We start from the raw sequence: 13,297 nt of genomic DNA on the forward strand, positions 1-13,297 counted from the left end.
GTTAGTTAAAAGAAATCGTTGTAAATTAGAGAGAACAATAACTGCCTAGATTGTTGTGGATATAAAAAATATAAATGAGGCTTGGGATGAGCTGCTTAACCAACTCGAAATTTTGGTTGGCAAGCGCCCCGTAGACCTCAACGCCGTATTGTTTTTGATTGGCGTACAAGAGCTGGGGAAGGGCCCCCGACGATTTTCGAAAGAAGTAAAACAGGACTTAATGCACATTGCTGTTTGTCGGGTTTTGAGCCAGTCAGGTTATTATACCTTCGAGGGTTATGACAAAGATGGCTGGCCACAATGGACATTGATGAAGCCAATTCCGCATGCTGATTTATTAACGCAAGAGATTTTTTTGAAAGAACATGTGATTTCCTACTTCCAGTCTGAACTAGTTTAACCGCTCAACCTGAATACCTATGCACTCGTCAAACTCTTACACGATGTTAGTGCAACGCATTGAAGAATACAAAAAACGCTACTTCCAGAATCAATTGGTCAAAGGCGTTTTATTCTTTGTTGCCTTGCTTGGAAGTGGATACTTACTTATCAATACCGCCGAATTCATCGGGCGATTCAACTCGGTAGGTCGAGGAATCTTATTTTTCGGCTTTCTGCTGACTGTACTTGCGGGTTTATACATGCTCGTGGTACGGCCACTTATGAGCCTATATGGGCTTAATAAACCATTGTCGAACGATGAAGCTGCCCGACAAATCGGGCTCTATTTCCCTGAGGTAGGGGATAAGCTGCTGAATACATTACAGCTTCAGCGTATCTCCTCTGATCAAAGTGATTTGCTTCAGGCAAGTTTGAATCAGCGCTCGCAACAGTTGCTAATTAATCGTTTTGCCAATGCGATTCAGATTAGCCGGAACCGGCAGTTTTTGAAATATGCAATACCACCGCTTGCCCTGATCTTATTGATACTGTTGATAAACCCTACCTTTTTTACAAACTCTTCGACGCGTTTGGTAAATTATAATGAAGAGTTTGTAGAAGAAGCTCCTTTTCAATTTGTTATTCAAAACAAATCGATGAAGGCATTCCGAAATGAAGACTTTCCGCTTTCTGTTAAATTAAAGGGCGATGCATTGCCTCAGGCAGTTTATGTAGTAACAAACGGCACTCGCTTTAAACTTGATCAGAAAGGAGATCGGTTTACCTATAATTTTGATAACCTCCAGAGAGATCTGAACTTTCATTTAGAAGCATCGGGTTTTAACTCTCCTGCCTACAAAATTTCTCTCATTGATCGGCCTGCTGTCCTTTCGTTCAACGTAAGACTCGATTATCCTGCTTACTTGAATAAGCCTACCGAACAACTAGCTAATGTTGGAAATCTGCTTGTCCCCCAAGGAACGGTAGTTAACTGGGAGTTTGCCGCTGACCATACAGACTCACTTTTATTACGGTTTAATACCGATACAAAAGCGACACCGGCACGGTTGGCTGAGGCCAATACATTTACTGTGAATCGGCGATTGATGCAAAATGCCACTTATACAGTCTCGTTAAAAAATGGACAGATTGCAACCCCGTCAACCATTCAGTACAATGTTCAGGTTATTCCTGATCGTTTTCCACAAATTTCCGTTGACCGCATTCAGGACACGGTAACCTACAATTATATCGCGTTATCCGGTCTGGTTTCAGATGATTACGGGTTTTCAAAAATGCGATTGAATTATAAGATCACTCGTAACGGGAAGGCCTCACCCCAGTACAGTAAAGACATCCCCGTTAACCGGTCAACAACCTCACAGAACTTTGTTTATAACTGGTCGCTCGACAGCTTAAAGCTTGGTCAGGAGGATCGCCTGGAATACTTTGTTCAGGTGTGGGATAATGATGGTGTGAACGGTCCTAAATCAAGTCGTTCAAATCAGCTGAATTTTGTTATACCCTCTAACGCTGAGATTCAGAAGCAGGTCGATCAGTCGGCCGAGAAAACCGAGCAACAGATCGATAATGCGTTAAGCAAAACCCAGGCAATCAAAAAAGAGCTGACTGCCATGGAAGATAGAATGCGCACGAAAAAGTCCTCTGACTTCCAGGACAAAAAACAGTTGCAGGACATTCTTCAGAAGCGAGAAGAATTGATGAAAGAGGTTCAGAAACTGCAGGAACAATTCCAGAAGACGAACGACACGCAACAGCGTTTTGCTGAGAAAAATCAGGAAATGCAGGATAAAATGCAGCAGTTGCAAAAACTCTTCAATGAGTTGCTCGACCCGGAATCGAAGCAATTATATGAGCAGTTGAAGCAGTTACTAGAGCGTAAACAAGATGAGAAAGCGTCTGAAATGCTTGATAAATTAAGCCGGAAAGAACGTAATCTGGAGCGCGACCTAGATCGGGCCCTGAAGCTCTTCAAGCAAATGCAGTTGGAGCAAAAGGTTAATAATATTGCTGAGAATCTGGAAAAACAGGCCAATGAATTAGACAAGCAAGCCGAAGAAAACGCGAAGAAAAATGAGACTTCTGAGGACCAGCACAAACAACAGGAAAAGTCTCAGGAAGATTTTAAGAACACAGAAGAGCAACTAAAGGAGCTGGAAAAACAAGCAGAGAAAGACGATCTCAATAAACCAGAATCTTCGGAGCAGGATCAAAAGGAGATTGAGAAAGAAATGGAAGAGGCTATGAAGCAGATGAAGCAAAACCAGGGTAAGAAAGCAGCTTCATCGCAGAGTAAATCGGCCAAATCGATGCGTCAGATGAGTAAGCAAATGAAAGAGTCGATGGAATCATCGGAGATGCAGGAGATGCAGGAGAACATGGATGATCTTCGTAATATCCTTGAAAACCTGATAACGCTGTCATTTGGTCAGGAGCGCGTCATGAAAGATTTTCGGGGTATGAGCCTTCAGGACCCTCGCGTTACAAAGCTTTCTCAGGAGCAGTTAAAGCTTCAGGATGATGCCAAAATCATTGAAGATAGTCTCAATGCACTGGCTAGTCGGGTTGTCCAAATTCAGTCGTTCGTTACCCGAGAGTTGACAAATATGAAGTCGTACATGGACGAAAGTGTCCAGCAGCTACGGGATCGTCGGCTAAGTATGGCCGCTTCCAAACAGCAGTTTGCCATGACATCTATTAATAATCTTGCCCTTATGCTGAGCGATGTATTGAAGAATATGCAACTGCAAATGAATGCTATGGCTATGCCCGGAAAGGGGAAAGGCGGCAAGAAAGGCGAGAATCCAAGTGGTATGGGTGAGATGCAAAAACAGCTTAACGCTAAAATGCAGCAACTCCAGAAAAGTGGCAAATCGGGTAGGGGATTGTCAGAAGAACTTTCTCAAATGGCTGCTGAGCAAGCTATGATTCGAAATATGCTCAAGAAATTAGAGGAGAGTTCAAAGGGAACAGAAGCGGGTAAGCAACAAGAAAAGCAGGTTAAAGATTTGATGGAAAAAATGGATGAAACCGAAACAGATTTAGTGAACAAGCGGGTGAATCCAAATACTATTAACCGTCAGAACGAAATTTTAACCCGTTTACTTGAATCTGAAAAAGCGTTAAAACAACAGGAAGAAGATCCAAAACGACAAGCTGAAGCTGCCAAATCAACAAAGCATAGCACCCCTGCTTTCTTTGATTCTACCAATTTACAGAATAAGACCAAACAGGTAGAAGTACTTCGGTCAGTAACTCCCAACTATAATCTCTTCTATAAAAAAGAAGCGAACCAGTATTTGCAAAAAGTAAGTAAATAGTTAAACTCATCTTTTAACCGTCAGTCTGGCACAAAGGCTGACGGTTTTTTGTTGCCTTACTATTAATCAACCTCACGTTTTTCGCTTTTCAACAACTTTCATCAATTTTGTGAAAAGTTTCCACGTGAAACATTTTTCAAAAGTCTTCAAAAAATGTTTTCTTCATACGATGTCATTGTAGTAGGGGCAGGGCATGCCGGTTGTGAAGCAGCCAGTGCTGCTGCCACAATGGGTTCTAAGGTTCTGCTCATTACGATGAACATGCAGACCATTGCCCAGATGTCCTGCAACCCAGCCATGGGCGGAGTTGCAAAAGGACAAATTGTACGAGAAGTAGATGCACTGGGTGGTTTATCAGGAATCATAAGTGACAAAAGCATGATCCAATTTCGAATGCTAAATCGTTCGAAAGGTCCAGCCATGTGGAGTCCAAGATGCCAAAGCGACCGAAATGTATTTGCCTCAGAATGGCGAAAAGCGCTGGAAGAAAACAGAAATATTGATTTCTGGCAGGATACAGTAAATGAAGTACTTGTAAAGGACAGTCAGGTTGCTGGTGTGAGAACAAGTTTGGGAGTGGATTTTTTTGCCAAAGCTGTTGTGTTGACGAATGGCACATTCTTAAACGGCCGGATGTTTATCGGAGAAAAAGTTTTTGGTGGGGGACGAACAGCCGAACGATCAGCAACCGGTTTAACCGAACAGTTGGTTAGTCTGGGCTTTGAATCGGGCCGGATGAAAACCGGAACTCCTCCTCGTGTAGACGGTCGGAGCCTGAACTATGCGTTGATGGAAGAACAATTGGGTGATGAAAAACCCGGCAAGTTTTCCTACACGAATACGCCAGCATTAACGAAACAGCGCAGTTGCTGGATCACCTATACGAACCAGGCAGTTCATGATGAGCTCAAGACTGGTTTCGCAAAATCACCGATGTTTACGGGGCGGATCAAAGGACTTGGGCCTCGTTACTGCCCATCGGTGGAGGATAAAATCAATCGATTCGCGGATAAAGATCGACATCAAATCTTTGTAGAGCCAGAAGGTTGGGATACTGTTGAAGTGTATGTAAATGGTTTTTCAACCTCATTGCCTGAAACCGTTCAGTATAACGCATTACGAAAAATACCCGGATTTGAGAACGTGAGAATGTTCAGACCCGGATACGCTGTAGAATATGATTTCTTTCCGCCAACTCAGTTAAAGCCAACGCTAGAGACACAATTGGTCAAAAATCTGTTCTTTGCTGGACAGATTAATGGGACAACTGGTTATGAAGAGGCAGCCTGCCAGGGACTGATGGCTGGTATTAATGCGCATCGAAATAAGAATGAAGAAGCTGAGTTTACAATCAAACGGTCGGAGGGATATATCGGCGTCCTGATTGATGACCTGATAACTAAAGGGACGGAAGAACCGTATCGGATGTTTACATCCCGGGCAGAATATCGCACCTTGTTACGTCAGGACAACGCCGATTTACGGCTCACTGAAAAGGGGTACGCAATCGGATTGGCATCGCAGGAACGGTATGAATCTATGGTTACCAAACGGGATGGGATCGCTCAGCTAACCGAAGCAATCCGGACAGCAAAGCTCAAACCCGAAGATGTAAATGGTTGGTTAGAGACTAAGGGAAGTTCGCCGTTGCGCGAAAAAAGCAGTCTGTATACCTTACTCAAACGGCCAGAAATTGATCAGTCCGACGTAAAAGAACTGCTGAACCTCCTGCCAGAAATACCTGGGGTAGGGGAGGAGACGATTGAGCAAACAGTAATCGAAATCAAGTATGAAGATTATCTCAATCGGGAAAAACTGAACGCCGAGAAATTAGATAAATGGGAAAGTCTGGCAATTAATCCCACATTCGATTACGACCGCCTTAAAGCATTATCATTTGAGGGAAAGGAAAAATTGAAGCGACTTCGGCCAGCAACGATTGGTCAGGCATCCCGCATCAGCGGAGTAAGCCCTTCTGATGTTTCAATTCTTCTGGTCTATATGGGCCGTTAATTAATTAGGCGCTGATTGCTTTCTTTGCAATCAGCGCCTTTTTGTTTTCACACAATTTAACTCGCTAACTTGGAAACCGTCAATTCATGCCCAGTCTGCGGCAGTACAAAATTTACTCCCTTTTTAGTTTGTAAAGATTATTTGGTCAGCAATCAAAACTTTACCATAGAGCAATGCGATACTTGCAGTTTTAGATTGACCAACCCTCGGCCCGACGAAAAAACGATTGGATTATATTATAAATCGGAGCAGTATGTATCACACAATGACGAGAGCAGTGGCCTAATAAATACGGCTTATCGGTTAGTCCGTAATTACACGCTTCGGTCAAAATTAAATCTCATCAAAAAGCTTAATGGTGGGCCAGGCCGAATTCTCGACGTAGGTTGTGGCACTGGTGCGTTCCTCGATACCTGTAAACAGGGAGGCTGGCAAGTATCAGGTATGGAACCAGATCCAGATGCTCGCGCTGTTGCTCAAAAAAAATTAGAAGCCGACATCCAGCCTGATCTTAAGGTATTGGCCGGGGCACTACCTTTCGACATAATTACCTTATGGCATGTGCTCGAACATATTCCTGACCTCAATGAGACAGTGCCCCAACTGAATAAATTACTTAGTCCGAAGGGAACATTATTGATCGCCGTTCCCAATTCTGATTCTTACGATGCGCACTATTTTAAAGAATATTGGGCAGCCTATGATGTGCCTCGTCATTTACAACATTTCACTCCATCGACCATCAAGCCGTTATTTGAGAAGCATGGCCTGACATTAATTGAGCAGAAGCCAATGGTGTTTGATGCTTTCTATATTGCTATGCTTAGCACGCGTTACAAGACGGGCAAAACAGATTATCTAAGAAGTGTGCGGGTAGGACTTACCTCTAATCAGCAAGCCAAACAAACAGGCAACTCATCCAGTTTAATCTATCTATTTAAGAAGGCCTGATAATTGCGCTGATTCTAAGCAGAATGGCCATTTTTTCGGTTGACAGGTAAAGGTCAATTCTAAATTAAAAAAGTTAAAGTTTTATGTGAATAACCATGTGTATAACTCTGGCTTACAAGTGGATAAATTGTTTATAAGGACTGAAAGTGATGTGGATGAATATCGAAGTAATCCACATCACTTTTTTTTCGGCCTGTTGATGTGGAGAAACAACTACATATCACGATTGAACCCACACAATTTCCCCACTCAAAATTGTGTACAGAAATTATTCACAAATCCACATTCGTATTGCACATAAAATGTGGATAAAATGTTATTTACCTAAGAATAAGATGGTTATAAGTGGATAACTTGAAAACAGTGAGTGGATATGTTGCGGTTCTTATCCACATTCTGTATCTTCATCAGTGGACAACTTATTTGTACACATTTCCACATAGCTAATGGTTATAATAACGTTTCTTTAAAAAGCTTTTATATAAAATGTTAATAAGGTCAAAAGTCATTATTGCGCTGATGTGGCTGTTGTCAGCCGGACTCGCCTGGGGGCAGGGGGGAGCGACGTTGGCCGAAGAATATTTTAAAGCGGGCGAATTTGAAAAAGCCGCCAACGAATATGCGAAGCTGTTAAAAACTGATGTGACCTGGGTTCGCCTGGCCCGCTATGTGAATAGCCTGCAAAAAAGTAACAAGGCAGAGGAGGCCGTAAAATATTTGCGCAAGCAGGAGCGCAGCGACGAACCCAACCGGGCATACTACCAATTGCTCATTGGGCAACTCGCCACCCAGCAGGGCGATACAGTCCTGGCGAGCAATCAATACACGGCCGCCTTACAATCCAGCAAATCGTCGACCAGCAAGCTCGAACGGATCGCCAGTGCCTTCAACGAAGCAGGAGAGCCTCGCTGGGCGGTCCGGGCGCTCGAGATGGCCCGAGAGGTCAGTAAGGAGCCTACGGCCTACAGCGAGGATCTAATGGGCCTTTACAGGGCGACGGGTCAAACTGAAAAATCGATCAATGAAATTATAACGACCGGCAAACAGCCTGATAAAAAAGAAACCGTATTGGCCGCACTACAAGGATTTATCAACACAAAAGATGAGCCACTTGTGGAAAAAGCGTTATACAGCAAAATTCAGCTGGAACCCAATGAGCTTTCCTATAATGAATTATTGATCTGGTACTTTGTGCAGAAACAAAAATTCGGCCGGGCGTTGCTACAGGAAAAAGCAACGGATAAACGCGTAAAATTGAACGGTAGCCGCGTTTATGACCTGGGAATGCTGGCGATGAACAACAAAGAATACAAAACAGCCGCCGAATCATTCGAATACATAACCACTACCTATCCACAGGGTCAGCTGTATCCATTCGCACGCCGGTTAGTTATCCAGGCCCGCGAAGAACAGGTAAAAAACACGTATCCTGTCGATAAGGTAGAAATCCGTAAGCTGATTGGTGATTATCAAAAAATGCTTCAGGAGATCGGGACAAACGTTAAAACACTTGAAGCGCTCCGGAGCACGGCCAATCTATACGGAAATTATCTCGACAGCAAAGACACTGCGCTAACTGTGCTGGATTTGGCCATTGAGTTGGGAAAAACCGACAAAAATTTTGTGGATCGTTGTAAGCTTGACAAAGGGGATATCTATCTGCTGAAAGGTGAGCCCTGGGAATCGACGCTGTTGTACTCTCAGGTTGAAAAATCGCAGAAAGAAGAATTGTTAGGGTATGAAGCCAAGCTTAAAAACGCAAAACTTCACTACTATCGGGGAAATCTGGCCGTGGCTAAAGATATTTTGGATGTACTTAAACTGGCTACATCACGAGAAATAGCCAACGATGCCGAGCAGTTAAGTTTATTAATTGTGGATAACACCGGCATGGACAGTACTGAAGCCGCAATGCGGGAATATGCCGGAATTGACTTGCTACTCTTCCAGAATAAAACAGATGAAGCCATTGAAGCGCTCAATGAAATGTGGAAGAAATATGCTGATCATCCACTAGCCGATGAAATTCTCTGGCTTCGGGCGAATACATACATGAAGCAAGGTAAGAATACCGAAGCACTTGAAGACTTAAAAAAGATAACAGCCAGCTACTCAACTGACATATTAGGGGATGATGCCCTGTTTACGCAGGCGAAAATATATGAAGAGCGTTTAAAAGATAAGACAGCTGCCATGGAAGCCTATCAAAAAGTATTAACACAATATCCAGGTAGTATCTACGGAGCTGAGTCTCGTAAGCGGTTCAGAGCCTTACGAGGTGATACCGTTAATTGATTTCCTGAAAAGTTATCCACAAAAAAGGCCCGAAATTGTGCATTTCGGGCCTTTTTTGTGGATAACTTTTAGAGAACTGTATGAAGCAGTGACTCTTTAAAAGCCTCATATTGAGCAGGAATGCGAATACTTTTTTTATCTCGACCAGCTAAACTGGCCAGCCTGTCAGGAACATGAACAGGTTGCCCCAATACCGCTTCAACTAAAGGCTTAAATTTTGAAGGGTGAGCCGTAGCTAATGCAACACCCGTATAATCGTTATTACTGTCGAGCAGGTAGTGTTGTAAACCCAGAATACCAATTGCTGTGTGAGGACAAGCGACATAGCCAAATTGGTCATAGATGCGTTTCATCCCCGCTCGTGTCTCGTCATCGTCATAAAAATAACCTGAAACGTTTTCTTTGAAACGATCAAAATCATTGCCGTAGAGCTGAGCCAAACGAACAAAGTTGCTTGGACTCCCCACATCCATCGCATTCGAGATCGTCGCAATGGAGGCTTTAGGCGTATACACTCCCGTTTTTATGTAAGACGGCACCACGTGATTTAGATTAGTTGCTGCCACAAAATGAGCAACAGGCAAGCCCATTTGTTGAACCATAGCACCAGCACTAAGATTACCGAAATTTCCGCTGGGCGTTGAAAAAATAACGGGTTTCCCAGATTTACGTACCTGACCGTATGCCCGAACGTAATAAAACCCCTGTGGAATCAATCGGAAAATATTGATCGAATTCGCAGAGGAAAGCGACAAATGAGTGTTTAGATCAGTGTCGACGAATGCTTCCTTCACGATCGCCTGGCAATCGTCGAAAGATCCATCTACTTCAAATGCCTGAACATTGCCACCAAGCGTTGTCAATTGTTTTTCCTGAAGATCGCTAACCCGACCAGAAGGGTAAAGGATTGAAACGCGAACGCCAGGAACATTGTGGAAGCCCATTGCAACAGCCCCGCCCGTATCGCCCGAAGTCGCTACCAAAATATTTACTTCTTTATCGTTACGGCCTGAATAATAAGACATTAATGCTGCCATATAACGAGCTCCAACGTCCTTAAAAGCCAGCGATGGGCCATGAAACAACTCCAGAACACTTGTTTTTCCTGGCTCCAGATCAACAACTGGTGTATCGAATGGAAAAGCCTGATGCGTAAGATTTTCCAGATCAGCCGTGCTTATATCATCACTAAACAGTGCCTTGCTGATCTCAAATCCAATATCTGCTAAAGACTGTCCAGCAATTTTTTCGAAAAAACCAGTGCCTAAATGAGGTAGAGGGGTTGGCATATACAGCCCTTTATCAGCAGGTAGGCTGTGAAAAAGGGCTTCCTCAACAGAAACAGTAGTCTGAGGATTATTCGTGCTATAAAAACGCATATGAAAAGGCAAAATAAGGCTACAAAGTACGGTAAATCAGTTCAATGAATCGAACTTAAGCCATTGAAAATGTGGAAAAGTGATGTGGATTAGTGGATAAGTAGGCCAATACGTACCTTTACAGACCAATAAACTTCACAACAGAAAAGAGTCGAAATAGTCGAAGTGCAGGATGATATTTGCAAAAAAACTACAAAACGTCTCGTAATCAGCAATCAATTATGTCATTTGGATTATTCAACGTTCCAACGCCGGTTAATGAGCCGGTAAAAGAGTATCGTCCTGGTTCTGCAGAGCGCGAAGCAGTGAAAAAAGCTTTGCAGGATTTTCGCTCGGTAGAAACAGACATTCCCATGTACATCGGTGGCCAGGAGGTTCGAACAGACCGTAAACTCCGGGTAGCTCCACCCCACGATCATCAGCATACACTCGGCTATTTTCATGAAGGCGATGCTCAACATGTTGAACAGGCAATTGAAGCCGCATTAGCTGCAAAAGATAATTGGGCGAGTTTATCCTGGGAGCACCGGGCCAGCATTTTTCTAAAAGCGGCTGATCTACTCGCTGGACCATATCGGGCACGAATCAATGCTGCAACAATGCTTGGTCAGTCGAAAAACGCTTTTCAGGCTGAAATCGACTCTGCATGTGAACTGATCGATTTTCTACGATTCAATGTCCACTATGCAACGGATATCTACCGGCAGCAACCAAACTCTTCGCCGGGTGTCTGGAACCGACTGGAGTACCGTCCCCTCGAAGGATTCGTTTTTGCCCTGACTCCCTTCAATTTTACCGCTATTGCCGGCAACTTACCCACATCGGCCGCTATGATGGGGAATACCGTAGTGTGGAAACCAGCCTATACGCAGGTTCTATCGGCTAAAGTTATTATGGAGGTGTTAATGGAGGCAGGTTTACCCGATGGCGTCATAAATCTGATCTATGTTGATGGCCCAGTAGCGGGCGATATAATTTTTAACCATCCTGACTTTGCAGGCATACACTTTACGGGTAGTACTGGCGTATTTCAAGCGATTTGGGGTACAATTGGCGCGAACATACACAAGTACAAATCCTATCCACGGATCGTTGGTGAAACAGGAGGGAAAGACTTCGTACTTGTTCATGAGTCCGCTGATGCCGATGAAGTAGCCACCGGCCTGGTTCGCGGAGCATTTGAATATCAGGGGCAAAAATGCTCCGCTGCATCACGCGCCTATGTTCCATCATCGCTTTGGCCGGCTATCGAAACGAAAGTAAAAGAGTTTCTGAGCGAGATAAAAATGGGCGTAACTGAAGATTTTACCAACTTCATCAATGCCGTTATTGACGAACGCTCGTTCAAAAAGATCACAGCTTATATCGATGCCGCTAAACAGAGTGATCAGGTAAAAATCGTGGCAGGAGGGAACTACGACGGTTCTAAGGGGTATTTTATCGAGCCAACCGTGCTTCAGGTAAATGATCCGAACTACAGAACAATGTGTGAAGAAATATTCGGGCCGGTATTATCAGTTTATGTGTATGAACCATCGGAGTTCGAATCTATTCTACAGATTGTAAATAGTACCTCGCCTTATGCATTGACGGGATCCATTTTTGCGAAGGATCGATATGTGATCGAACATACTTCGAAAGCACTCCAGAATGCCGCCGGTAATTTTTATATTAACGATAAGCCAACCGGAGCAGTAGTAGGACAACAGCCATTTGGGGGAGCGCGAGCGTCGGGAACGAACGATAAAGCGGGATCGGCTTTAAATTTATATCGCTGGGTTTCTGCACGTACAATTAAGGAAACCTATGTGACTCCCAGGCACTTCGCTTATTCATTCCTACAGGCGGACTAATTATTTAAAAAAAAGTTTTGCGGAAGACTTGCATTAAGAAAATAAGTCTCCTAATTTTGCACTCCCAAACACGGAAAGACGGTCTTCTAAATTAGATAACAGTCTTTTTATCAATGAGTTAAATATAGGGCTTTGAAAAGTTGTTAAAATAAAATTTCAACTTTTCCTTGACAAGAAAGATAGAGTGTAGTACCTTTGCACTCCGAAATATAAGAAAGGCCAACAACGGTTGGCCACCATCTCGAAAGAGAGACAGTTCTTTGACGTATTGACATCAAATAGGTTAGCACCAAATAAGGCTAATGACAACGTGATTAACTCGTTTAATCACACAAATATTTACGATGGAGAGTTTGATCCTGGCTCAGGATGAACGCTAGCGGCAGGCCTAATACATGCAAGTCGAACGGGCCGCAAGGTCAGTGGCAAACGGGTGCGTAACGCGTAAGCAACCTGCCTCATACTGGGGGATAGCCCGGCGAAAGCTGGGGTAAACCCGCACGGTCCTATGAAATCACCTGGTTTTATAGGTAAACATTTATGGGTCATGGGAGTTGGGGGGACCTGAAGACCGAGGTAAGAGTCGGTCAAGGGTAAACTCGGCGACTGGGGCTAAGTCGTAACAAGGTAGCCGTACCGGAAGGTGCGGCTGGAACACCTCCTTTCTGGAGCCATTAGGTGCTACCATTGATGTCAATATGCAAAGTGCTGGGCTTGTAGCTCAGGTGGTTAGAGCGCTACACTGATAATGTAGAGGTCCGTGGTTCGAGTCCACGCAGGCCCACAAATCAGTTGGCAGTAACTAGTTAACAGTAAGCAATTTGTATGCATACTGCTAACCGCCAACTGCACACTGAAAATATGGGGGATTAGCTCAGCTGGCTAGAGCACCTGCTTTGCAAGCAGGGGGTCAACGGTTCGAATCCGTTATTCTCCACATGAACCAACGGGTTCATATGTTCTTTGACCTACAGGGAGAAACTGCATCATGAGGTGACTCATGGTGCACGGTAAGATACACAAGAAATTGTAGTAGCGCAATACATACGCAGCAAAAGGGCGCCTGGGGGATGCCTAAGGCTTC

The 13,297-nt window shown here is 43.9% G+C and carries 7 protein-coding genes, 2 tRNA genes and 1 other annotated feature; of the genes, 8 read left to right on the plus strand and 1 reads right to left on the minus strand.

What is annotated here, in order from left to right:
* The first annotated feature begins 55 nt into the window (after positions 1–55).
* The 5 genes from GJR95_RS10820 (at position 56) to GJR95_RS10840 (ending at position 8,981) form a co-directional block, all read left to right on the plus strand.
* Positions 56–400 (plus strand): hypothetical protein, encoded by a 345-nt coding sequence (locus GJR95_RS10820; RefSeq protein ID WP_162385880.1) that lies wholly within the window; start codon positions 56–58, stop codon positions 398–400.
* Between the two features lie 19 nt (positions 401–419).
* Entirely contained in the window at positions 420–3,722 is a 3,303-nt protein-coding gene (locus GJR95_RS10825; protein WP_162385881.1) for a DUF4175 family protein, read from the plus strand.
* Positions 3,723–3,875: 153 nt separating this feature from the next.
* A complete protein-coding gene (gene mnmG, locus GJR95_RS10830; RefSeq protein ID WP_162385882.1) occupies positions 3,876–5,735 on the plus strand; it encodes a tRNA uridine-5-carboxymethylaminomethyl(34) synthesis enzyme MnmG in 1,860 nt (619 codons plus the stop codon).
* Positions 5,736–5,930: 195 nt separating this feature from the next.
* A complete protein-coding gene (locus GJR95_RS10835) occupies positions 5,931–6,686 on the plus strand; it encodes a class I SAM-dependent methyltransferase (RefSeq protein ID WP_317167056.1) in 756 nt (251 codons plus the stop codon).
* Positions 6,687–7,172: 486 nt separating this feature from the next.
* Complete coding sequence (locus GJR95_RS10840) at positions 7,173–8,981, plus strand: tetratricopeptide repeat protein (protein WP_162385884.1); 1,809 nt, start codon at positions 7,173–7,175, stop codon at positions 8,979–8,981.
* Positions 8,982–9,049: 68 nt separating this feature from the next.
* Here GJR95_RS10840 and thrC read toward each other — a convergent pair whose 3' ends face one another.
* Entirely contained in the window at positions 9,050–10,360 is a 1,311-nt protein-coding gene (gene thrC, locus GJR95_RS10845) for a threonine synthase (protein ID WP_162385885.1), read from the minus strand.
* A 221-nt stretch (positions 10,361–10,581) separates the two neighbouring features.
* Here thrC and pruA point away from each other — a divergent pair, with 221 nt between their 5' ends.
* The 3 genes from pruA to GJR95_RS10860 all read left to right on the plus strand — a co-directional run bounded on the left by pruA (position 10,582) and on the right by GJR95_RS10860 (position 13,150).
* Complete coding sequence (pruA, locus tag GJR95_RS10850; protein ID WP_162385886.1) at positions 10,582–12,213, plus strand: L-glutamate gamma-semialdehyde dehydrogenase; 1,632 nt, start codon at positions 10,582–10,584, stop codon at positions 12,211–12,213.
* Between the two features lie 341 nt (positions 12,214–12,554).
* Positions 12,555–12,878 (plus strand) — a sequence feature (16S ribosomal RNA rRNA prediction is too short).
* A gap of 45 nt (positions 12,879–12,923) precedes the next feature.
* A tRNA-Ile gene (locus tag GJR95_RS10855) sits at positions 12,924–12,997 on the plus strand.
* A gap of 79 nt (positions 12,998–13,076) precedes the next feature.
* Positions 13,077–13,150 (plus strand) — tRNA-Ala (locus GJR95_RS10860).
* The last annotated feature ends 147 nt before the right edge of the window (positions 13,151–13,297 follow it).

The sequence above is a fragment of the Spirosoma endbachense genome (genome assembly GCF_010233585.1).
Classification (GTDB): Bacteria; Bacteroidota; Bacteroidia; order Cytophagales; family Spirosomataceae; genus Spirosoma; species Spirosoma endbachense.